Source organism: Pseudomonas sp. PDM14 (assembly GCF_014851905.1).
Lineage (GTDB): Bacteria > Pseudomonadota > Gammaproteobacteria > Pseudomonadales > Pseudomonadaceae > Aquipseudomonas.
Genome location: NZ_JACVAQ010000002.1, coordinates 1,191,875 through 1,212,743 on the forward strand (window position 1 = coordinate 1,191,875; position 20,869 = coordinate 1,212,743).

Annotated in this window: 20 protein-coding genes; 11 read left to right on the top strand and 9 right to left on the bottom strand. The window is 67.6% G+C overall.

Annotation, left to right across the window (positions count from 1 at the left end; genetic code table 11):
* The first annotated feature begins 19 nt into the window (after positions 1-19).
* The 4 genes from IB229_RS18110 to pdeM are packed head-to-tail and all read left to right on the top strand — an operon-like array spanning position 20 to position 6,047.
* On the top strand, positions 20-1,045 hold the full coding sequence (locus IB229_RS18110; RefSeq protein WP_192331294.1) for a ligase-associated DNA damage response exonuclease: 1,026 nt from the start codon (positions 20-22) through the stop codon (positions 1,043-1,045).
* A complete protein-coding gene (locus IB229_RS18115) occupies positions 1,042-2,775 on the top strand; it encodes an ATP-dependent DNA ligase (RefSeq protein ID WP_192331295.1) in 1,734 nt (577 codons plus the stop codon). The genes IB229_RS18110 and IB229_RS18115 overlap by 4 nt, the downstream gene beginning before the upstream one ends.
* The gene (locus IB229_RS18120; protein ID WP_192331296.1) at positions 2,772-5,354 is read left to right on the top strand and encodes a ligase-associated DNA damage response DEXH box helicase; all 2,583 of its coding nucleotides are present in this window, start codon (positions 2,772-2,774) and stop codon (positions 5,352-5,354) included. Before IB229_RS18115 ends, IB229_RS18120 begins: the two co-directional genes overlap by 4 nt.
* A 51-nt stretch (positions 5,355-5,405) precedes the next feature.
* Positions 5,406-6,047 carry a ligase-associated DNA damage response endonuclease PdeM gene (gene pdeM / locus IB229_RS18125; RefSeq protein ID WP_192331613.1) on the top strand — a complete coding sequence of 214 codons (642 nt, stop codon included), beginning with the start codon at positions 5,406-5,408 and terminating at the stop codon, positions 6,045-6,047.
* Between the two features lie 27 nt (positions 6,048-6,074).
* On the opposite strand, the gene IB229_RS18130 is transcribed toward pdeM, so the two are convergent.
* The 6 genes from IB229_RS18130 to IB229_RS18155 form a co-directional block, all read right to left on the bottom strand.
* Positions 6,075-7,232, bottom strand: coding sequence for a phospholipase D-like domain-containing protein (locus IB229_RS18130; RefSeq protein ID WP_192331297.1), 1,158 nt, complete (start codon positions 7,230-7,232; stop codon positions 6,075-6,077).
* Positions 7,229-7,804 (bottom strand): YceI family protein, encoded by a 576-nt coding sequence (locus tag IB229_RS18135; RefSeq protein ID WP_192331298.1) that lies wholly within the window; start codon positions 7,802-7,804, stop codon positions 7,229-7,231. Before IB229_RS18135 ends, IB229_RS18130 begins: the two co-directional genes overlap by 4 nt.
* Positions 7,805-7,955: 151 nt before the next feature.
* On the bottom strand, positions 7,956-8,288 hold the full coding sequence (locus IB229_RS18140) for an amidase (protein WP_192331299.1): 333 nt from the start codon (positions 8,286-8,288) through the stop codon (positions 7,956-7,958).
* Positions 8,285-9,400, bottom strand: a complete 1,116-nt coding sequence (locus tag IB229_RS18145; RefSeq protein ID WP_192331300.1) for a serine hydrolase domain-containing protein — start codon at positions 9,398-9,400, stop codon at positions 8,285-8,287. Before IB229_RS18145 ends, IB229_RS18140 begins: the two co-directional genes overlap by 4 nt.
* A gap of 106 nt (positions 9,401-9,506) precedes the next feature.
* Entirely contained in the window at positions 9,507-10,292 is a 786-nt protein-coding gene (locus IB229_RS18150; RefSeq protein ID WP_192331301.1) for an MBL fold metallo-hydrolase, read from the bottom strand.
* 229 nt (positions 10,293-10,521) lie between these two features.
* Positions 10,522-11,403, bottom strand: a complete 882-nt coding sequence (locus IB229_RS18155) for an acyl-CoA dehydrogenase family protein (protein ID WP_192331302.1) — start codon at positions 11,401-11,403, stop codon at positions 10,522-10,524.
* 259 nt (positions 11,404-11,662) lie between these two features.
* On the opposite strand from IB229_RS18155, the gene olsB reads away from it, so the two are divergent.
* A complete protein-coding gene (gene olsB / locus IB229_RS18160) occupies positions 11,663-12,418 on the top strand; it encodes an L-ornithine N(alpha)-acyltransferase (RefSeq protein WP_192331303.1) in 756 nt (251 codons plus the stop codon).
* Between the two features lie 228 nt (positions 12,419-12,646).
* Positions 12,647-13,420, top strand: coding sequence for a lysophospholipid acyltransferase family protein (locus tag IB229_RS18165; protein WP_192331614.1), 774 nt, complete (start codon positions 12,647-12,649; stop codon positions 13,418-13,420).
* 171 nt (positions 13,421-13,591) lie between these two features.
* On the opposite strand, the gene IB229_RS18170 is transcribed toward IB229_RS18165, so the two are convergent.
* Both IB229_RS18170 and IB229_RS18175 read right to left on the bottom strand, forming a co-directional pair.
* Entirely contained in the window at positions 13,592-14,179 is a 588-nt protein-coding gene (locus tag IB229_RS18170; RefSeq protein ID WP_192331304.1) for an ACP phosphodiesterase, read from the bottom strand.
* Positions 14,176-15,216, bottom strand: a complete 1,041-nt coding sequence (locus IB229_RS18175; protein WP_192331305.1) for an AraC family transcriptional regulator — start codon at positions 15,214-15,216, stop codon at positions 14,176-14,178. Before IB229_RS18175 ends, IB229_RS18170 begins: the two co-directional genes overlap by 4 nt.
* 124 nt (positions 15,217-15,340) lie before the next feature.
* Here IB229_RS18175 and IB229_RS18180 point away from each other — a divergent pair, with 124 nt between their 5' ends.
* The 5 genes from IB229_RS18180 (at position 15,341) to IB229_RS18200 (ending at position 19,667) form a co-directional block, all read left to right on the top strand.
* Positions 15,341-16,513 carry an alkane 1-monooxygenase gene (locus tag IB229_RS18180; protein ID WP_192331306.1) on the top strand — a complete coding sequence of 391 codons (1,173 nt, stop codon included), beginning with the start codon at positions 15,341-15,343 and terminating at the stop codon, positions 16,511-16,513.
* Positions 16,510-16,695 carry a rubredoxin gene (locus IB229_RS18185; RefSeq protein WP_192331307.1) on the top strand — a complete coding sequence of 62 codons (186 nt, stop codon included), beginning with the start codon at positions 16,510-16,512 and terminating at the stop codon, positions 16,693-16,695. The genes IB229_RS18180 and IB229_RS18185 overlap by 4 nt, the downstream gene beginning before the upstream one ends.
* A 362-nt stretch (positions 16,696-17,057) precedes the next feature.
* Positions 17,058-17,357, top strand: coding sequence for an ArsR/SmtB family transcription factor (locus IB229_RS18190; protein WP_192331308.1), 300 nt, complete (start codon positions 17,058-17,060; stop codon positions 17,355-17,357).
* A 68-nt stretch (positions 17,358-17,425) separates the two neighbouring features.
* Positions 17,426-18,595 carry an MFS transporter gene (locus IB229_RS18195; protein ID WP_192331309.1) on the top strand — a complete coding sequence of 390 codons (1,170 nt, stop codon included), beginning with the start codon at positions 17,426-17,428 and terminating at the stop codon, positions 18,593-18,595.
* A 22-nt stretch (positions 18,596-18,617) separates the two neighbouring features.
* Positions 18,618-19,667 carry an alkene reductase gene (locus IB229_RS18200; RefSeq protein WP_192331310.1) on the top strand — a complete coding sequence of 350 codons (1,050 nt, stop codon included), beginning with the start codon at positions 18,618-18,620 and terminating at the stop codon, positions 19,665-19,667.
* A gap of 317 nt (positions 19,668-19,984) precedes the next feature.
* On the opposite strand, the gene IB229_RS18205 is transcribed toward IB229_RS18200, so the two are convergent.
* Positions 19,985-20,812 (bottom strand): ATPase, encoded by an 828-nt coding sequence (locus IB229_RS18205; RefSeq protein ID WP_192331311.1) that lies wholly within the window; start codon positions 20,810-20,812, stop codon positions 19,985-19,987.
* Positions 20,813-20,869 lie beyond the last annotated feature (57 nt).

Sequence of the window (20,869 nt, forward strand, 5' to 3'; positions counted from 1 at the left end):
GCAGGACTATCGACGTCTCATGGACCTGGTCATCGCCCGCCCCGAGGGGCTCTACTGCCCACCCGGCGACTTCTACATCGACCCCTGGCGCCCGGTCGAACGCGCGGTGATCACCCACGGTCATGGCGACCATGCGCGCGGTGGCAGTCGCCACTACCTCGCCGCGGCTGCCGGCGCCGGCATCCTGCGCACCCGCCTGGGTGCCGACATCAACCTGCAGACCCTGGACTACGGCGAACGCCTCGACCACCACGGCGTGACCCTCAGCCTGCACCCTGCCGGGCACGTGCTCGGCTCGGCCCAGGTGCGCCTGGAATACCGTGGCGAAGTCTGGGTCGCATCCGGCGACTACAAGGTCGAGCCGGATGGCACCTGCACGCCGTTCGAGCCGGTGCGCTGCCACACCTTCATCACCGAATCGACCTTCGGCCTGCCGATCTACCGCTGGCAGCCGCAGGCGCAGATCTTCGCCGGCATCGATGACTGGTGGCGGCAGAACCAGGCGGCCGGACGCGCCAGCGTGCTGTTCTGCTACGCCTTCGGCAAGGCGCAGCGCATCCTCCATGGCATCGACGCGGGCATCGGACCGATCCTCGGACACGGCTCGATGGAGCCGCTCAACCAGGTCTACCGCGATGCCGGCGTGCACCTGCCGCCGACCCTCTACGCCGGCGACTTCAAGAAGAGCGACCCGCTGTTGCGCCAGGCGCTGATCCTCGCCCCGCCCTCGGCCGGCGGCAGCACCTGGATGCGCCGCTTCGGCGAGTACAGCGACGCCTTCGCCAGCGGCTGGATGATGCTGCGTGGCACGCGCCGGCGCCGTGGCGTCGACCGTGGCTTCGTGCTTTCCGACCATGCCGACTGGCCAGGCCTGCTCTGGGCCATCGAGCAGACCGGCGCCGAGCGGGTGTTCGTCACCCACGGCTCGGTCAGCGTGCTGGTGCGCTACCTGCGCGAACAGGGCCTGGATGCCCAGGGCTTCGGCACCGAGTACGGCGACGAAGACGAGACCCCACCCAGTGCGGAAGCGGAGCCGAGCCCATGAAGGCCTTCGCCGACCTCTACGGGCGCCTCGACGCCACCACCTCGAGCAACGCCAAGCTCGCCGCGCTGCAGGATTACTTCCGCGCCGCCAGCGCCGAGGACGCCGCCTGGGCGGTGTTTTTTCTCGCCGGTGGGCGGCCGCGGCAACTGGTGCCGTCGCGGCAGCTGCGCGAGCTGGCGATGCAGGCGGCCAACCTGCCGGAATGGCTGTTCGAGGAAAGCTATTCGGCGGTCGGCGACCTGGCCGAAACCATCGCCCTGCTGCTGCCCGAATCCAGCCACGAATCGGATGAAGGCCTGGCCGTTTGGGTCGAGGAAAAACTCCTGCCCCTGCGCGGCCTGCCGCCGGAAGAGCTGGCCGCACGGCTGCCGGCATTCTGGGCACAGCTCGACCGCCAGGCGCTGATGGTCTGCATCAAGCTGATCACCGGCGCCTTCCGCGTCGGCGTGTCCAAGCTGCTGGTGACCCGCGCCCTGGCCAGCCTTGCCGACATCGACGCCAAGCGCGTGGCGCAGCGTTTGGTCGGCTACACCGACCTCTCGCACCGGCCCAGCGCCGAGAGTTATCGCCGGCTGATCGCCGCCGAATCGGACGACGAACACGCCCAGCGCGGCGGCCAGCCCTACCCGTTCTTTCTCGCCCACGCCCTGCAACTGCCGGTGGACACCTTCGAGGAAAACCTCGGTCCGGTCGACGCCTGGCAGGTGGAGTGGAAGTGGGACGGCATCCGCGCCCAGCTGGTCAAGCGCGACGGTCGCCTGTGGCTGTGGTCGCGCGGCGAGGAGCTGATCAGCGAGCGCTTTCCCGAGCTGGACGAGCTGAGCGCGCGCCTGCCCGACGGCACGGTGATCGACGGCGAGCTGGTGGTCTGGCGCCATCCACCGGCCATCGGCACCGAACAGGCCAGCCTGATGGACGTCGACCTCGACAGCGCCGCCCTGGAAGCGGACGTGGAAGACAACGTCGAGCGCTACGGCATCCAGCCCTTTGCCCTGCTGCAGCAGCGCATCGGCCGCAAGACCCTGGGCAAGAAGCTCCTCGAAGAGGTGCCGGTGGCCGTGCTCGGCTACGACCTGCTGGAGTGGCAGGGCCATGACTGGCGCAGCCGGCCGCAACACGAACGACGCGCTCAGCTGGAACAGGTGATCGCCGCCTGCGCCAGCCCCAGACTGATGCCTTCGCCCCTGCTGCACGGCACCAGCTGGCAGGCGCTCGCCGAGCAGCGCGAAGCGTCGCGCCGCCTCGGCGTCGAGGGGATGATGCTCAAGGCCCGCGATTCGCTGTACGGCGTGGGCCGGACCAAGGACATGGGCGTGTGGTGGAAGTGGAAGGTCGACCCGTTCAGCGTCGACGCCGTGCTGATCTACGCCCAGCGCGGCCACGGCCGCCGCGCCAGCCTCTACAGCGACTACACCTTCGCCGTGTGGGACGGCCCGCCGGGTGCCAGCGAGCGCAGCCTGGTGCCGTTCGCCAAGGCCTATTCCGGGCTGACCGACGAGGAAATGCGCAAGGTCGACGCCATCGTGCGCAAGACCACCGTGGAGAAGTTCGGCCCGGTGCGCAGCGTCACCCCGACCCTGGTCTTCGAGCTGGGTTTCGAGGGCATCGCCCTGTCCAAGCGACACAAGAGCGGCATCGCCGTGCGTTTCCCGCGCATGCTGCGCTGGCGGCAGGACAAGCGTGTGGAAGATGCCGACACCCTGGCCATCCTCCAGGACCTGTTGCAATGAGCCTGGCCAGCGCCTGGTTCGTCCAGCGCGGGTGGAAGGCCTTCGCCTTCCAGAAGGAAGTCTGGCAGGCGGTGGCCAAGGGCGAGTCCGGCGTGCTGCACGCCACCACCGGCTCAGGCAAGACCTACGCGGTGTGGCTGGCCGCACTCAATCGCTTCGCCAGAGTCACACCGGCGATCACCAGCAGCGGCCAGCCACGCAAGCGCCAACCGGCTGCGGCGCCGCTCAGCGTGCTGTGGATCACGCCGATGCGCGCGCTGGCCGCCGACACCCAGCGCGCCCTGCAGGCGCCGCTGGACGACTTGAACATTGCCTGGAGCGTCGGCCTGCGCACCGGCGACACCGGCAGCAGCGAACGCGCGCGCCAGGGCCGCAAGCTACCCAGCGCGCTGATCACCACCCCGGAAAGCCTGACCCTGCTGCTCACCCGCAGCGATGCCGAGGCGCAGTTCGCCGGCCTGCGCATGCTGGTGGTGGACGAGTGGCACGAGCTGCTCGGCAACAAGCGCGGCGTGCAGCTGCAACTGGCGCTGGCGCGGCTGCGGCGTTGGAATCCGGGGCTGATCGTCTGGGGCCTGTCGGCGACCCTGGGCAACCAGCAGCACGCGTTGCAGGTGCTGCTCGGCGACACGCCGGGGCGCCTGGTGCAGGGCAAGCAGGACAAGCGCCTGCGCATCGACACCCTGCTGCCACCGGGCATCGAACGCTTTCCCTGGGCCGGGCACCTAGGCCTGCGCATGCTGCCGCAGGTGGTCGAAGAGGTCGAAACCAGCGGCACCAGCCTGCTGTTCACCAACACCCGCTCGCAGGCGGAGATCTGGTACCAGGCGCTGCTCGACGCCCGCCCGGACTGGGCCGGGTTGATCGCCCTGCACCACGGCTCGCTGTCGCGCGAGGTGCGCGACTGGGTCGAACTGGGCCTCAAGGAAGGCCGCCTGAAAGCCGTGGTGTGCACCTCAAGCCTCGACCTGGGGGTGGATTTTCTGCCGGTGGAACGGGTGCTGCAGATCGGCTCGGCCAAGGGCGTGGCGCGCCTGCTGCAACGTGCCGGGCGCTCCGGTCATGCACCGGGGCGCGCTTCGCGGATCAGCCTGGTACCGACCCACGCCCTGGAGCTGGTCGAAGCCGCCGCCGTGCAGGACGCCGTTGCCGCCGGACGCATCGAGGCCCGGCAGTCACCGGAGCAGCCGCTCGACGTGCTGGTTCAGCACCTGGTCAGCATGGCCCTCGGCGGCGGCTTTCGCCCCGCTGAACTGCGCGAGGAAGTGCGTAGCGCCTGGGCCTATCGCAACCTCAGCGATGAACACTGGCAGTGGGCCCTGGCCTTCGTCCGCCACGGCGGCAACTCGCTGACCGCCTACCCCGACTACCAGCGCGTAGAGCCCGACGAGCACGGCATCTGGCGCGTGCCCAATGCCGCCCTCGCGCGGCGCCACCGGATGAGCGTCGGCACCATCGTCAGCGACGCCAGCATCGCCGTGAAATTCTGGGCCAAGGGCGGCAGCGGCGGCTCGCTGGGCAGCGTCGAGGAAGGCTTCATCGCCCGCCTGCGCCCCGGCGACTGTTTCCTCTTCGCCGGGCGCCTGCTGGAACTGGTGCGGGTGGAGAACATGACCGCCTACGTCAACCGCGCCAAGGCCCGCAAGGCCGCGGTACCGCGCTGGAATGGCGGGCGCATGCCGCTCTCCAGCGAACTGGCCGACGCCATGGTGGCGCGCTTCGGCGAAGCGGCACAGGGCCAGTTTCGCGGCCCAGAGATGCAGTTGCTACGGCCGTTGCTGGACGTGCAGCAGGCCTGGTCGGCGCTGCCCACCGCCGACTCGCTGCTGGCGGAAACCCTGCACTCGCGCGAAGGCTGGCACCTGTTCCTCTACCCTTTCGCCGGGCGCAGCGTGCACCTGGGGCTGGCCAGCCTGCTGGCCTGGCGCCTCGGCCAGTTGCAACCGGCGACCTTCTCCATCGCCGTCAACGACTACGGCCTGGAGCTGCTCTGCGCCAGCCCCGTGGACTGGCCGCGCTGGCTCAACGCCGACCTGCTGCGCAGCGACGACCTGCTGCACGACGTGCTCGCCAGCCTGAATGCCGGCGAACTGGCGCGGCGGCGCTTTCGCGAGATCGCGCGTATCGCCGGGCTGGTGTTCGGCGGCTACCCCGGCGCAGCAAAAAGCGTGCGCCAGCTGCAAGCCTCCAGCGCGCTGTTCTTCGACGTGTTCCAGCAGTACGACCCCGACAACCTGCTGCTCGGCCAGGCCCAGGAGGAAGTGCTGCGCCAGGAGCTGGACGTGCAGCACCTGCAGCACACCCTGCAACGCCTGCGCGGGTTGCGCCTGGACCTGCGCGCGGTGAAGCGCCCGCCGCCGCTGGCCTTTCCCCTGCTGGTCGAGCGCTTTCGCGAGAGTCTCAGCTCGGAGAAGCTCGCCGACCGCATCGCCCGCCTGCTCGCCGACCTGGAAAAGGCTGCCGGCCCTGGTGCCTACCACGTCGCCACCGCGCCACAGGTGGAGCGTGAACGCCCGCGGGCGCGCACCCCGCGGCTGAGCAAGGACGGTCGCCCACGGGTGAAGAAGCGCACCGGCTAACCGACCTGGAGGAACACCGCCATCGATCCGACCCACGCCCCCACACCCGCTCTGGCCGTGCCGATCGCCGGCCAGGAAATCTGGCTGCTGGCCGACAAGGCGCTGTACTGGCCCGCCGGCGAGGCCCTGCTGATCGCCGATATCCACTTCGGCAAGGCGGCGGCCTACCGCGCCCTCGGCCAGCCGGTGCCGCAGGGCACCACGACCCACAACCTGCAGCGCCTGGATGCCCTGCTGGCGCAGTACCCGTGCCGGCAGCTGATCTTCCTCGGCGATTTTCTGCATGCGCGCCAGTCCCATGCGCCAGCCACCCTGGCGGCGCTGCACGCCTGGCGCGAACGCAACGACGAATTGCAGATCCTGCTGATCCGCGGCAACCACGACCGCAGTGCGGGTGATCCACCGGCAACGCTGAACATCCAGGTGGTCGCCGAACCGCACCTGCTCGGCCCGTTCGCCCTGCAGCACGAACCCGATCCGCATCCCAGCCACCATGTGCTGGCCGGCCACGTGCACCCGGTGTGCGTGCTGCGCGGGCGCGGCCGCCAGCGCTTGCGCCTACCTTGCTTCAGCTTGGACGAGGGGGTTTGCCTGCTACCGGCGTTCGGCGCCTTCACCGGCGGCATGCAGGTCGACGCAAAGGTGGGGCGACGGTTGTATGCGCTGGGGGATGGTGGGGTGTGGCCGGTTTAGCAGGCGTGTATTCGTAGCGCGATGCCCTCAGTGTCGGCGGTCGAGCAGGTTCACCACCAGGCGATCCAGCCAGCCCCACAGGCGCTGTTTCAGCCGACGCAGCAGCGGGCGGTTGTGCCAGTCGTCGAGGGTTATTTCGCGGCTCTTCTCGAAGTCCTCGATGAAGCATTCGGCCACCGCCAGGGTCAGCGCCGGGTCGAGTGCCTCGATATTGGCTTCGAGGTTGAAGCGCAGGTTCCAGTGGTCGAAGTTGCACGAACCGACACTGACCCAGTCGTCGACCAGCACCATCTTCAGGTGCAGGAAGCGCGGCTGGTACTCGAAGATGCGCACCCCGGCGCGCAGCAGGCGCGGGTAGTAGCGCTGCCCGGCGTAGCGCACCGGCGGGTGATCGGTGTTGCGCCCGGTGAGCAGCAGGCGCACTTCCACCCCGCGCTTGGCGGCGCGAATCAGGTGGCGGCGGACCTTCCAGCTCGGCAGGAAATACGGCGTGGCCAGCCACAGGCGCTGGCGCGCGCGGCTGACGTTGCGCAGCAGCGACTGCACGATATCCAGGTGCTGGTTGGCGCTGGCGTAGGCCAGGCGACCCATGCCCTGCCCCGCCGGCGGACTCGCTGGCAGATGGGCCAGGCCCGGGCCCAGCGCGCGCTTCCACGGACGACGCTCTTCGCAGGCATGCCACTGGTGGTCGAACAGTTGTCGCCAGTGCGCCACCAGCGGCCCTTCCACGCGCACCATCACTTCGTGCCAGCAGTGTTCGGGGGCATCGGCATCCCAGAACTCATCGGTGGCACCGGCGCCGCCGACGAACACGCTGTGCTCGTCGATCAGCAGGATCTTGCGGTGATCGCGGTACAGGTTGCGCAGGCCGCGGCGCCAGCGGATCGGGTTGTACAGGCGCAGCTGCACGCCAGCGGCGAGCATGCGTTCACGCGCCGCGCGGCTGAGTTTGAGGCAGCCGAAATCATCGAACAGGCATTGCACCTCGACACCGCGCTCGGTGGCGGAGACCAACGCCTGGATCAGCGCATCGCAGCAGCTACCGTCCTCGACCATGTACAACTCAAGGGCCACGCGGCGCTCGGCGCGGGCGATCTCCACCAGCATCGCGGGAAAGAAAGCCGGGCCGTCGACCAGCAGTTCGAAGCGGTTGCCGGGTTTCCAGGGAAAGATCGAGCCGCTCATCGCGAGGTGAAGATCAGCACGGCGCCCACCGGCACGGCGAGGCCGATGCTCGCCAGGCGTGCCGAGGTGCGCAGCGCCTCGACGCCGTCGACCAGGCCGAACTGTTCCGCCTGCAGCACCAGCGGCGCCAGCGTCACCACCTGAAAGCGTCGATCGTCCAGGCGCGTGGCCAGCAGCTCGGCGATGTAGCCGTGCTTGCGCCCGCGGATTTCCACCTGGATCGGCAGGCGCAGTTCCAGCTGCGCGCCGGGTGCCAGGTTGGTGATCGGCGCCAGGTTGAGCTGGGCCATGATGCGCGCCTCGGGAAATTTCTCGACCTCGAACAGCAGGCTGCGCAAGCGCTCGTCGCGCACCGGAATGCCGGTGCTGACCGACTCCAGCTCCACGCGCAGGCGCGCCGCGCCCTTGTCGTCGACCTGGCCGTGCAGGGTCAGGAAGCGGTGCACCTCGGAGAAGTTGCCGGCCTTGGTGGAGATGAACGACAGGCGTGAGGACTCGTTGTCCAGGTACCAGTCGGCGTGCGCTGGCAGGGTCAGGCAGGCGGCGACGAGGAAGGCATACAGCTTGGGCATGGGGGCTCGCGGTTCGGCTGGTTCACGCCACGATAACGGCCCGCGCCGGCAATGCAAAGGCCATGTGGCCGTAGCGGTTTGCCCGGGCGTCGCCCCGCGTGCAGCGCTGCGCGGGGGACGTGTTCGGCCGTACCGTCAGGCGATGCTGCGATCAGGGCAGCGGATCGGCCTGCGGCTGCAATTGGCAACCTTCACGCGGGCCGGTCCAGGCCGCCGTCTGGTTGCTGCCCAGGCCACGTGCGGTCACCCGTTTGCGGGCGGCATCATCGAGAAAGTCGCTGAGCGGCAGGTACTGTTTGACGTAGCCGGCGCAGTACTCCGCCGGGTTGCCGACCACATAGCGGCAGGAGCAGTACTCCTTGGCCGAATACGCGCCGACGATGCCGGGGAAGGCCGCCAGGTGCGTGCGGTTCTGCCAGCTCCACAGGGCCAGCAGAACCAGCAACGCGGTGAGGACGAAGAGCAGCGGATGGCGCTTGATCATGGCTGTGCTCCGGTGAAAGCGGCCAGGGCACGCTTGAGCAGTTCGTTGTGCTGGTAGCTGCCGTCGCGGTCATCGGCGAAGCGCACGATCACCAGGTTTTCCTCGGGCAGCACGTACAACGCCTGGCCCCAGTGACCGAGCGCGGCAAAGGTGCTTTCCGGAGCATCCGGCCACGGCTTGGCGGCATCTGGCAGCGCCACGTTGAGCCACCACTGCCCACCCGGCACCGCGTCGTGCGGTTTCTCCGGGTTGGGCTGGTAATTGGTGAACGGCGTGCGGTTGAACGCCACCCAGGCGGCCGGCAGCAGCTGCTTGTCGCCCCAGCGCCCATCGCGCTGCATCAGCAGGCCGACGCGGGCCAGGTCACGGGCCGTGAGGTAGGCGTAGGACGAGGCGACGAAGGTGCCGGCGGCATCGCGCTCCCACACCGCCGAGGTGATGCCCAACGGCTCGAACAGCGCCGTCCACGGGTAATCACGGTACGCCTGCTCGCCGAGCATCTGCCGCAGCGCCGCGGACAGCACGTTGCTGTCGCCGCTGGAATAACGAAAGCGCGTACCCGGCACCGCATCCAGGCCGTGGCTGGCGGTGAACCCCGCCATGTCGCCGCGCCCGCGGGTGTAGAGCATGGCCACCACCGAGGATTTCAGCGGCGCGTATTCGTAGTCCTCCTGCCAGTCCAGGCCCGAGGCCCAGTTGAGCAGATGGCCCATCTTCACCGACGGGTGCGCGCTGAACGCGGTGTAGTGCTTGGCCACTGGGTCATCAAGGCGGAAACGTCCTTCGCCGAAGGCCACGCCGAGCACGCTGGTGAACAGGCTCTTGCTGATCGACCAGGTCAGGTGCGGGGTCTGCGCGGTGGTGGGCGTGGCGTAGCGCTCGTAGACCAGCACGCCATCGCGGATCACCAGCAGCGCGTCGGTGCGCACACCCTGGCGGGTGGCGTCGTCGCGCGGGGCGAAGGCATAGGCTTCCAGCTCGGCCAGCGCCGGGCTGGCAGGTGCCGGCTGACTGACCCAGTCGGCGGCGGGCCAGGTCTGTGCCAGCAACGGACTGGCGCACAGGCAAAGCAGGCCGCCCAGGGTCAGGCGGCGCAGGGTGGCAAGGGGCATGGGACGCTCTCGTTGGCAACGAAAGCGCGAACCCTAGCATGCACACGATGACCGGCAACAGCGCCGAAGCCGCCGTCCGTGGCGGGCATCCGGCCAGGGTGGCAGCTCAGTCCGGCAGGCGGTAATCCTGCTGGGTCATCAGGTCCAGGCCGCACTCCAGGGTCTCGATCCAGTCGAGGAAGGCGTTGATCATCGCCGCGCCGACGAAGGGCCGGCCGTGCTGCGGCACGATCATCTCCACGTCCATCTCGCGGACCATCTTCACCCACAGCCGGCAGACCTTGTTGCAGGCCATGTAGCGGCGGTGGAAGCCGGCCATGTTGGGGATGTGGTTGACGAAATCGACCACCGGGCTGGCATCGTCGACCATCGAGGCCCCCATGTCGCCGGAGAAGAGGATCTTGCTCACCGGGTCGTAGATCTGGAAGTTGCCCACCGAGTGCAGGAAGTGCGCGGGTACGGCCTTGAGCTTGCACTTGCCGAGGCTGAACGACTGACCACGATCCGGCAGCGCGACGATGCGGTCGTAGGTGTTGATGCCGTGGCTCAGCGACAGGTAGTTGGCCGTCAGGTGCGGCAGGAAGCGCGCCCACAGCTTGGAGCAGATCACCCGCGCACGGGTGTGCAGCAGCCACTTGTCCAGCGAGGCGATGATGTCGGGGTCCTGGTGCGAGGCGAAAATGTAGGTCAGCGACTGCAACGGAATGTGCTTGGACAGCTCCAGCGACAAGGGCGTGTAGGTCAGATCGCCACCCGGATCGAGCAGCAGGTACTGCTCGTTGTCGGTGATCAGGAACTGGTTGGATTGCACACCCTCGCCACTGACCAGGTCATCGAACATCAGGCATTGATGGGTGCCGTTATCAAACAGCACGATAGGCTCGCGGCGCATGTAAACCTCGTAAGGAGAAAGCAAGGCGAGCTTAGGCGCATGCGGGCGGCAGCTTACTGACCTGGGTCAAGTCGGGTGATTTCTACCGGGCGATAAGACCCGAAAAGGCCTGCGCCGTCGCAGGGGCGCAGACAGCGCCACGGACATGTCGGGTGGATGACGCTCTGCCTATCCACCACAGCCCGCTCGGTGGGTCGATGAGGCGCGCGCCTCCTACGCCAAACCCACCCTATGCCTGCAGCGTCGCCAGGGCGTTCTGCAGGCGTTTTTCTCGTGCCGTGCGGGCGATCTCCAGCAGGTTGCAGTCGCGCTGCCACAACGCCGCCCACTGCGCCGGGCCGGCCGCCATGGCCGCGTCGACGTCGTTGCGCAGGGCGGCGAACTGGGCGAACAGCCCGGCCAGGATCACGTGGGTAGTGGCCGCGCCAACGCACAGGCAGCTGACTTCCGCGCAACCGGCAAGCAGGCCGAGCAGGCGCAGCTGCAACGCCGCTGGCCAGCCACTGTCCTCGCCCACGCCGTACAGCCAGGCACCCAGCGCGCTGAGCACATGCAGGTCCTCGATGGTGCGGAAAGGTTTGGCGTAGGCATCCCAGCCATCGCCGGCAAGGCGTTCGCAGTGGGCATTGTCCAGGTGCAGGCGACCGTGGCTGACGTCCGGCATCAGCGCCAGTGCCGGCAGGTTTTCAATGCGCACGCCGGGGTCGCCATTGCGCACCACGCCCAGCGCCAGTTGCGGCGAAGCGCCGGCCGCTTCCACTCGCGCCACCACCAACAGCCAGTCGGCGGCATCGGCGGCGGTGACGAAGTCCTTGCGCCCGTTGAGCTGCAAATCATCCAGACGCGTGCTCATGTCCGCCGGGCGGGTGCTGCGATTCTCGGTCACGCACAGCGCGCCGAGGGTGCGCGGCGCGGCCGGCCACAGTGCCCGCAGGGCGCCCTGGTAACCGGCGAGAAAGGCCAGCCCCGGCGTGGCCGCCAGCCGCCCGCCGAGCACGGCCAAGGTGAACGGCGTGTCCTCGCCAACCTGTGCCAGCAGGGCCGCGTACCAGTCGTCCAGCGCGCCGCCGGCCAGGCGTTCACGGGTGTGCAGCAGGGTTTGCCAGGGCATCGCACCATTCCTCTCTCGGATTTCCCAACCTCGCGCCACCACCGGGCGAGGCACAACACATCAGACGATCAACCGCCCGCGAAGCGATCTGCCACGTCATGAGCGCCTGGCAGTGCCAGCCGCCACGACCGCCGGCGGCTGTCATACAAGCATCACTGAATCTTCATGGTTGTGACACCGCGTGTACCTAGCCTGACTTTGCCCAACAAGGTCGACCGGCCGCAACTCCTTCAAGGCCGGCTTACGGAGGCTACCCCGAATGACCACGATCGTGCGTACCCGCGATACCGCTGCCGAACGCCGCCTGCAGGCCGAACGCCTGATTGGCCCCGATGCCCTGCGTGAGGCCCAGGCCCTGCGCTTCGCGGTGTTCAGCCGCGAGTTCGACGCCAAGCTCAAGGGCGAGGAATTCGGCCTCGACATGGATGACTACGACCCGCACTGCCAGCACATCGGCGTGCGTGACCTGAACAGCGGACGCCTGGTCGCCACCACCCGCCTGCTCGACCATCGCGCGGCCGCCAGCCTCGGTCGTTTCTACAGCGAAGAAGAATTCAGCCTGCACGGCTTGGCTCATCTGCAAGGCCCGGTACTGGAGATCGGCCGCACCTGCGTCGACCCGGCCTACCGCAACGGCGGCACCATCGCCGTGCTCTGGAGCGAACTGGCCGAAGTGCTCAACGAAGGCGGCTACCGCTACCTGATGGGCTGCGCCAGCATCCCCATGCAGGACGGCGGCATCCAGGCCCAGGCAATCATGCAGCGCCTGCGCGAACGCTACCTGTGCACCGAACACCTGCGCGCCGAACCCAAGCACCCGCTGCCGACCCTGGACGTGCCGGGCAACGTCATCGCCGAGATGCCGCCGCTGCTCAAGGCCTACATGCGTCTGGGTGCCAAGGTCTGCGGCGAACCGTGCTGGGACCAAGACTTCCAGGTCGCCGACGTGTTCATCCTGCTCAAGCGCGACGAGCTGTGCCCGCGCTATGCCCGCCACTTCAAGGCCGCGGTCTGAGAACCCGTCCCGGATCTCTTGATCGTCGGCCATGCTGCGTTGAAATCGGCCTCGGAAAGCGGCTTGCCGCTAACGCGCTTTAGCGCGACCCGGAGGGCGAGTGGAGCGAGTACTGCTCATTTACAGGCTGTAAACTCCGCGTCCTCGCCCAATTTCGCCTTGCCTGGCTCTAGCTCAAAAGACCCGAAACAGGTTCTAACAGCCCTCATCCGGAGTCTGAGAGCCATGATGAAGAAACTGCGCCTCTATTTGCGCCTCGCCCGCCTCGGCGCCGTGCTGTTGCTGGGCATGTGCCTGGCCAGCGGCGTCGCCCTGGTCGAACGTTTGCACCGCGGCGAGCTGATGGCACTGCGCCAACGCCTGACCTGCTGGTTCATGCGCCGCCTCAGCGGCGCCCTGCCGTTTCGCCTGCAGCTGCAGGGCGAGCTGCCGCGCGAGCCGATGCTGTGGGTCAGCAACCATGTGTCGTGGACCGACATCCCGCTGCTCGGCCAGTTGCTGCCGCTGTCGTTCCTGTCCAAGGCCGAGGTGCGCACCTGGCCACTGGCCGGCTGGCTGGCGCACAAGGCCGGCACCCTGTTCCTGCGTCGCGGTTCGGGCGACAGCGCCCTGCTCGCCCACCAGCTGCATCGCCACCTGAGCGCCGGCCGCCAGTTGTTGATCTTCCCCGAAGGCACCACCACCGACGGCCAGCAGGTACGCACCTTCCACGGCCGCCTGCTGACCAGCGCCATCGAGGCCGGCGTGCCGCTGCAGCCGGTGGCGATCCGTTACCTGCGCGCTGGCGAGAGCGATCAGCTGGCGCCCTTCATCGGCGACGACGACCTGCTCTCGCACCTGCTGCGCCTGTTCGCCAGCGACTGCGCCACGGTGCAGATCCAGCTGCTCGCGCCCATTCCCAGCCAGGGCATGGAACGCAACGCCCTGGCCCGCCAGGCACAGCGCGCGGTGCAGGTGGCGCTCTTCGGCGAGCCGCAAGAGCAGGAACGCGCGGCGGCGTAAGGCAGGTCCATCGATCGCTCCCACGCTCCGCGTGGGAGCGTAGGTGAGGACGCTCCGCGTCCGCGGACTCACGCTGGCACTGAGTGGCGCGGAGCGCCACCGGCGGCATTCCCACGCGGAGCGTGGGAACGATCAGGCAGCCCGAGTCACGCGATGACCCGCGCGACCAACCTACCGCCCTTGCTCCCGCAGCGCTGTCCCGGCGAAACGCTGCAGCTCGGGATAGAAGCCGTGAAAGTCCTCCAGCAGCGGCTCGTACAACCGCTGCAACTCGTCCATCGCGCCATCGAGCATCTGCGGGCGGGACAAGCGGCGGCTCATGCCGAATAGCACCTGCTCCAGCACGGCGAAGTCGCGGTAGCTGCCTAGCCAATCCTGGGCGGCCATGCGCGGGGCGACGTAGGCCAGGCGTTCGGGCAGGTCGGGCTGATTGGCCAGCACCTGATAGACCCGCGCGGTGAACTGCGCCAGCGGCACGCTGGCGTAGTCCTGCCAGTGCAGCGCCAGGCAGTGGTCGAAGAACAGGTCGAGAAGAATCCCCGAGGTACGCCGGCGGGCGGCCGGAAAGCGTGCGCGGGCACGCTCGGTGAGCGCGTGGCTGTCGGTGAAGGCATCGATACGCCGGTGCAGGCGGATGGCCGCCTCGATCTCGGCGGGAAAGCGCCCCTGCAGCGGGCCTTTGACGAAGTCGCCATACAGGCTGCCAAGCAGCTCGTGAGGCTGATCGCCGCCCAGGTGCAGGTGAGCCAGGTAGTTCATCGCAACACCTCGCTGATACGCCCGCTGCGCCAGGCCTTGGGCGTGGCACCGAGCCAGCGGCGGAAGGTGCGGCTGAAGTTGCTGGTGTCCTGGTAACCCAGACGCTCGGCCACCGCCTCGACGCTCAGCGGGGTGTTCAGCAGCAGCCAGCAGGCCAGCTCCTGGCGCACCTCGTCGAGCAGGTGCTGGTAATGGCTGCCCTCGTCACGCAGGCGGCGGATCAGCGTGCGCTCGGACAGGTGGAATTCCTCGGCCAGCTGGGTCAGCGTCGGGTAGCGCCCTTCGCTGGCGAGCAGGCGCAGCTGCACCCGCGTGGTCCAGTCGCCGCCCTGCTCGACGCCGAGCAGCTGGTGCTCGCAATCACGCAGGGCGATGCGTGCGGCGTTGGCGTCGGCGCTGAGGCTGGGCAGGTCGAGCCAGGCGATGGGCAGGCTGATGCGATACGCCGCGCACTCGAAATGCACGTTGGCACCGAACAGCTCGCGGTAACGCGCGCCCCAGGCCGGCTCGGGGTAGGGAAACTCGAAACGCATGTCACCGGCCGGCAGCGCGCCACACACCGCTTCGAGCAGGCGCAGCAGCGTACCGGCGACGGTGGCCAGCACATGCTCGCGAATGTCGCCGAGGTCGAACTCCTCGTCGCCCTGCAGCCAGTAGCGCTCACCGTCCTGATAGCCACTGAGGCGCATGCTACTCAGGCGCAGCACGCTGAAACGCTCGATCACCTGCAACACGCCACGCAGGTCGGCGCAGGCCACGGCGGCGTATCCGACCGGGCCGTGGGCAGACACCTGGGTGGAGCAGCCGATCTCCAGGCCCAGCCACGGGCATTCGGTGAGCTGCACGGCGCGGCGCACCAGGCGCTGTACCTGGGCAAAGCTCAGGCGGCGGTTATCGCCATGCAGCTGCTGCCAGTCGAGGCCGCAGCCCTCGGTAATCTGCCCTTCGCTGAAGCCGCGCTGGCGCAATGCCGCGCACATCAGGCGGGCGTAGATCGGGTGCAGGTAGGGCTGCAACGGCGAGACAGAAGCTGGCATGGCGTCGTCCGGCGGCGGAATGAGTTGTCACCATATGACGATTATCTGCCCAGCTCAACGGTGTTGTGCCGAGTCCCCGCGCGCCATTCTCGCTACAGGTCGCAGAACCCGAGGAGAACAACAAATGGATACGCTTGCCCCTTCCACACTGCCCTACCGTGACGGCAAACGCTGGCTCTGGCTGTATTCGCTGCTGGTGCCCTGCCTGGGCCTGAGCGGCCCTGCGCTGTACTTGCTGGTATCGCCCGACCAGGCCTGGTTGTGGTTGTCGCCGGCGTTCTTCTACTTCGCCATCCCGCTGCTCGACGCGCTGATCGGCGAGGACCCGAGCAACCCGCCGGAGTCGGAAGTGCCGGCGCTGGAAGCCGACCTCTACTACCGGCGCATCACCTATGCGCTGGTGCCGCTGCTGTGGCTGGGCTTCATCGCCAACGCGGCGTTCGTCGCCACCCAGCCGCTGAGTTGGTACGGCGTGCTGGCGATGATCATCTCCACCGGTGGTGGCCTCGGCTTCGCCATCAACCTCGGCCACGAAATGGGCCACAAGAAACCCCAGCTGGAACGCTGGTTGGGCAAGCTGGCCCTGGCACTGGGCTGCTACGGGCACTTCTACGTGGAGCACAACCGCGGCCATCACCGCGACGTGGCGACGCCGGTCGACCCGGCCTCGTCGCGCATGGGCGAGCACATCTACCGCTTCGCCCTGCGCGAGCTGCCCGGCGGCCTGCGCCGTGCCTGGCAACTGGAGAAGGAACGCCTGGGGCGCTGCGGCAAATCGGTGTGGAGCCTGGACAACGAAATCATCCAGCCGGGGCTGATCAGCCTGGCGCTGTACGGCGGCCTGCTGCTGGTGTTCGGCGTCGACCTGCTGCCCTACCTGCTGCTGTCTGCTTTCTGGGGCGCCTTCCAGCTGACCTCGGCCAACTACCTGGAACACTACGGCTTGCTGCGGCGCAAGCTGGACAACGGCCGCTACGAGATCTGCCAGCCGCACCATTCGTGGAACAGCAACCACCTGTTCTCCAACTGGGCGCTGTTCCACCTGCAGCGCCACTCCGATCACCATGCCCACCCGACGCGGCGCTACCAGTCGCTGCGCAACTTCCCCGACCTGCCGCGCCTGCCCAGCGGCTACTTCGGCATGTACCTGCTGGCGTACTGCCCACCGCTGTGGTTTCGCGTGATGAACCCGCGCTTGCTGGTGGCAGTGCATCGCGATGCGGCACGGATCAACTTCCAGCCCGGCATGCGCGAACAGCTGATGCGCCGCTACGAGCTGCAGGACGCGCCGGCATGAGCCAGCACCGCTGCCCCGAATGCGCTTATCACTACGACGAAACCGCGGGTGACCCGCAGCAGGGGTATCCACCCGGCACCCACTGGGAGGCATTGCCAGACGCCTTCGCCTGCCCCGACTGCGCAGTGCGCGGCAAGGCCGACTTCGAGCACCTTGCCCAAACGGCCCCGCACAATAGCTGAACGAAGCCCGCCCTAACGCCTCTGAAACCTGTGCAGGAACAGAGGCGCCCTCCCCTTCATCATGCCCCTTAGAACCTGTTCAAAGTCTGCTGCGCGTCGGCCCTGCTGCGTTAAAACCAGGCTCGGATGCGAGCCCAGGCTAGGCGCCCCCATCAGAATGCTCATTTACAGCTCGTAAACTCCGCTTCCTCGCCTGTTTTTGTGGGGCCGCCTAGGCCTTACAGGGCTCTAGCTCGCGAGGCTTTGAATCAGGTTCTTAGAAGCAAAAAATCTCGGCTGATTGCAAATTCATATTTGAATATCGCGATCTAACGATATATAGTTCCCTCCATCGCGATAAACCGAACTACCAAGTGACTGCCATGCCTGTCGACATCGACGAAATCATCAAAGCCCTGTCCCACCCGGTCAGGCGCGAAATTCTCACCTGGCTGAAGGAGCCGGAGCAGCATTTCGCCGATCAGGATCACCCGTTGGAATTCGGCGTGTGTGCTGGCCAGTTCGAGCGCTGCGGCCTGTCGCAGTCGACCGTATCGGCACACCTCGCCACCCTCCAGCGTGCCGGCCTGATCAGCAGCCGCAAGGTTGGCCAGTGGAGCTTCTTCAAACGTAACGAAGAAGCCATCCAGGCCTTCCTCGAACAGTTCCGCCAAGAACTCTAAGAACTCAGACCCAGCCACGGCCCAAGCGCCGTGGCATCCAAAAAACCGTTTCCTCAGGAGCAGGCAACATGCCTCTTGCGCTTCTCGTACTCGCTTTATCCGCGTTTGCCATCGGCACCACGGAATTCGTCATCATGGGCCTGCTGCCCGATGTCGCCGCCGACCTGGGCGTGAGCATCCCCGGCGCCGGCTGGCTGGTAACCGGCTATGCCCTGGGCGTGGCCTTCGGCGCGCCTTTCATGGCCCTGGTCACCTCCAGCTGGCCACGCAAGGCCGCCCTGCTGACGCTGATGAGCATCTTCATTCTCGGTAACCTGCTCTGCGCCCTGGCTGCTGACTACGAGCTGCTGATGGTCGCGCGGGTGGTCACCGCGCTCTGCCACGGCGCCTTCTTCGGCATTGGCTCAGTGGTCGCCGCCAGTCTCGTTCCGGAAAACCGCCGCGCCTCCGCCATCGCCCTGATGTTCACCGGCCTGACCCTGGCCAACGTGCTCGGCGTGCCGCTGGGTACAGCGCTCGGCCAGTACGCCGGCTGGCGTTCGACCTTCTGGGCCGTGACCGGGATCGGCGTAGTCGCCCTGATCGGCCTGTGGCGCGTGCTGCCGGCCATGCGTGATGAAGAGAAGGCCAACCTGCGCGCCGAACTCGCGGCCCTGCGCGGCATCGGTTTCTGGCTGGCACTGAGCACCACCGTGCTGTTCTCCGCGTCGATGTTCGCCCTGTTCACCTACATCGCCCCGCTGCTCGGCGACGTCACCGGCGTTTCGCCGCGCGGCGTGACCTGGACCCTGCTGCTGATCGGCCTGGGCCTGACCGTGGGCAACATCGTTGGCGGCAAGCTGGCTGACTGGCGCCTGGCGACCACCATGGCCGGCGTATTCGCCAGCCTGGCCCTGCTCAGCACCCTGTTCAGCTGGACCAGCCAGGCGCTGATCCCGGCGGAAATCACCCTGTTCCTCTGGGCCGTGGCCGCCTTCGCCGCCGTGCCGGCCCTGCAGATCAACGTGATGACCTTCGGCAAAGCCGCGCCCAACCTGGTGTCCACCCTCAACATCGGCGCCTTCAACCTCGGCAACGCGCTGGGCGCCTGGGTCGGTGGCGTGGTTATCGCCCAGGGCCTGGGCCTGACTGCCGTACCGCTGGCCGCGGCGGCGCTGGCCGTACTGGCCCTGCTCGCCACCCTCCTGACCTTTTCCCTGGCGACCGGCACTTCCCGCCCGGCCGTCGCACTCGACTGAATCCATCCAAGGAGATCCACCCATGCCAACGCTTTTCGACCCCATTCAGATCGGCGAACTCGACCTGCCGAACCGCATCGTCATGGCCCCGCTGACCCGCTGCCGCGCTGAAGCCGGCCGCGTGCCCGGTGCCCTGATTGCCGAATACTACGTACAGCGCGCCTCGGCCGGCCTGATCATCAGCGAGGCCACCTCGGTCACGCCGATGGGCGTCGGCTACCCGGACACCCCCGGCATCTGGTCCGACGAGCAGGTCAAGGGCTGGCACAACGTCACCCGTGCGGTGCACGCCAACGGCGGGCGCATCGTCCTGCAGCTGTGGCACGTCGGGCGCATTTCCGACCCGCTGTATCTGGATGGCGAAACTCCGGTGGCGCCGAGCGCGATCAAGCCCGCCGGCCACGTCAGCCTGGTTCGCCCATTGAAGGACTTCGTCACCCCGCGCGCCCTCGACACCGAGGAAATCGCCGACATCGTCGAGGCCTATCGCCACGGCGCTGAAAATGCCAAGGCCGCCGGCTTCGACGGCGTCGAGATCCACGCCGCCAACGGCTACCTGCTCGACCAGTTCCTGCAGGACAGCACCAACCAGCGCAACGACCAGTACGGCGGCTCGCTGGAAAACCGCGCGCGTCTGCTGCTGGAAGTCACCGACGCAGTGATCGGTGTCTGGGGTGCCGGCCGCGTTGGCGTGCACCTGGCGCCGCGTGCCGACTCCCACGACATGGGCGACTCCAACCGCCACGAAACCTTCGGCTATGTCGCCCGCGAGCTGGGCAAGCGCAAAGTTGCCTTCCTCTGCGCCCGCGAGAAGGTCGCCGACGACAGCCTGACGCCGTACCTCAAGGAGCAGTTCGGCGGCGTGTTCATCGCCAACGAGCGCTTCACCAAGGAGCAGGCCAACACCTGGCTGGCCGAAGGCAAGGCCGATGCCGTGGCATTCGGCATCCCCTTCATCGCCAACCCGGACCTGCCCCAGCGCCTGGCCAGCGACGCGCCGCTCAACGAGCCGCGTCCGGACCTGTTCTACGGCAAGGGCCCGGTCGGCTATATCGATTACCCGCGCCTGTAAGTCGCGACCGCAGGGCGGGTCGATGGCGCGTAGCGCGCTCTTCGGCCTGCCGCGGCGATACGATCAGGCAATGTCCCTGTTTCGTGTTGCGTCATCTGCCTAGCCACTTTCGTGCGGTCAGATGCCTCCGGATTCCCGCCGGCGGGATGGCGGAGTGGGTGGAACGACGCGGCGCTACCGCTGCCTCGTCATTCCCGCGCAGGCGGGAATCCAGCTCGGTATGGGCAGGCGAAATGCTCGCTCCGGGCAACGCGTAACAGCGACGTAGCCAATAAAAAGCCCCGCCTAGGCGGGGCTTTTTATTGGGCGACGGTTACTCAGCGGGCGTTGAGCTGCTGCTGCAGGTTCTGCACCTGCGCCTGGAGGGTGCTGATGTTACGCGTCATCTGCCCGCGGAAAGCGTCGAACTCGGCGTTGTTCTGCGAGGCAGCCGGGCGGTTGTCCAGCTCGCTGCGCAGCACCAGCAGATCCTGCTCCAGACGGCCGATGGCCTGGCTCGGGTTGCCCTGCTTCTTCAGCGCCTCGACATCGCTGCCCAGGCTCTTGAGCTGACTTTCAAGCTTGCCGACGCCGGCCAGGCCGCTCTTCTGCTCGCTGGCCAGGGCGGTGAGCTTGCCGTCGAACTGGCCGGTGACGGTCTGCTGGCTCTTCAGGTCGGCGCCCAACTGGTCGATGCGCTTGACCTGGGCGGCTTGCTGGCTGGACACGTTCTGTTGCTGCTTGCTCAACTCGGCGAGCTTGGTCTCCAGCTGTTTGACCCGCAGTTTCACTTGCTCGCTGCCGCTGGTGACGTTGGATTCGGTGGCCACTACCTTGCCGGAGATGTCCTGGATGCGCCCGGCGGCTTCTTCGCTGATGCGCGCGAAGCTTTCCTGGGTAGCGACCAGTTGCTGTTCCATCAGGGAGATCTGCTGGAAGCTCCACCAGCTCACCCCGCCCAGGGCGATGGCCATTGCCCCGACCAAGGCCCACAGCGCGCCGGAACTGCCCGAGCGGGCAACTGGCGCCGCAGCGGTGCTGCGTGCGCCATAAGCCGGCTGGTGGCGGTCGATGGCCGCGTGTCCAGGGGCGAAATCGTCCTGGTCGCGGGTGTCGGTGGTCAGGCTGGGAATATGGTCGAGTTCGTCGCGAGCATCGTTGCGCATGGGGAAACCTTCAGGAAAAGCATCGAGGTCGAAAATCTGCCGGCAGTATACCCGTTA

Excerpts from the sequence above, each read along its gene's own strand:
- IB229_RS18165 (WP_192331614.1), top strand. The coding sequence starts at position 12,647 with ATGAAGAAACTGCGCCTCTATTTGCGCCTCGCCCGCCTCGGCGCCGTG.
- IB229_RS18110 (WP_192331294.1), top strand. The coding sequence starts at position 20 with ATGGACCTGGTCATCGCCCGCCCCGAGGGGCTCTACTGCCCACCCGGC.
- IB229_RS18115 (WP_192331295.1), top strand. The coding sequence starts at position 1,042 with ATGAAGGCCTTCGCCGACCTCTACGGGCGCCTCGACGCCACCACCTCG.
- IB229_RS18190 (WP_192331308.1), top strand. The coding sequence starts at position 17,058 with ATGCCTGTCGACATCGACGAAATCATCAAAGCCCTGTCCCACCCGGTC.
- IB229_RS18185 (WP_192331307.1), top strand. The coding sequence starts at position 16,510 with ATGAGCCAGCACCGCTGCCCCGAATGCGCTTATCACTACGACGAAACC.
- IB229_RS18200 (WP_192331310.1), top strand. The coding sequence starts at position 18,618 with ATGCCAACGCTTTTCGACCCCATTCAGATCGGCGAACTCGACCTGCCG.
- IB229_RS18135 (WP_192331298.1), bottom strand. The coding sequence starts at position 7,804 with ATGCCCAAGCTGTATGCCTTCCTCGTCGCCGCCTGCCTGACCCTGCCA.
- IB229_RS18180 (WP_192331306.1), top strand. The coding sequence starts at position 15,341 with ATGGATACGCTTGCCCCTTCCACACTGCCCTACCGTGACGGCAAACGC.
- olsB (WP_192331303.1), top strand. The coding sequence starts at position 11,663 with ATGACCACGATCGTGCGTACCCGCGATACCGCTGCCGAACGCCGCCTG.
- IB229_RS18150 (WP_192331301.1), bottom strand. The coding sequence starts at position 10,292 with ATGCGCCGCGAGCCTATCGTGCTGTTTGATAACGGCACCCATCAATGC.
- IB229_RS18140 (WP_192331299.1), bottom strand. The coding sequence starts at position 8,288 with ATGATCAAGCGCCATCCGCTGCTCTTCGTCCTCACCGCGTTGCTGGTT.
- IB229_RS18145 (WP_192331300.1), bottom strand. The coding sequence starts at position 9,400 with ATGCCCCTTGCCACCCTGCGCCGCCTGACCCTGGGCGGCCTGCTTTGC.
- IB229_RS18195 (WP_192331309.1), top strand. The coding sequence starts at position 17,426 with ATGCCTCTTGCGCTTCTCGTACTCGCTTTATCCGCGTTTGCCATCGGC.
- IB229_RS18120 (WP_192331296.1), top strand. The coding sequence starts at position 2,772 with ATGAGCCTGGCCAGCGCCTGGTTCGTCCAGCGCGGGTGGAAGGCCTTC.
- IB229_RS18175 (WP_192331305.1), bottom strand. The coding sequence starts at position 15,216 with ATGCCAGCTTCTGTCTCGCCGTTGCAGCCCTACCTGCACCCGATCTAC.
- IB229_RS18170 (WP_192331304.1), bottom strand. The coding sequence starts at position 14,179 with ATGAACTACCTGGCTCACCTGCACCTGGGCGGCGATCAGCCTCACGAG.
- IB229_RS18155 (WP_192331302.1), bottom strand. The coding sequence starts at position 11,403 with ATGCCCTGGCAAACCCTGCTGCACACCCGTGAACGCCTGGCCGGCGGC.
- IB229_RS18130 (WP_192331297.1), bottom strand. The coding sequence starts at position 7,232 with ATGAGCGGCTCGATCTTTCCCTGGAAACCCGGCAACCGCTTCGAACTG.
- IB229_RS18205 (WP_192331311.1), bottom strand. The coding sequence starts at position 20,812 with ATGCGCAACGATGCTCGCGACGAACTCGACCATATTCCCAGCCTGACC.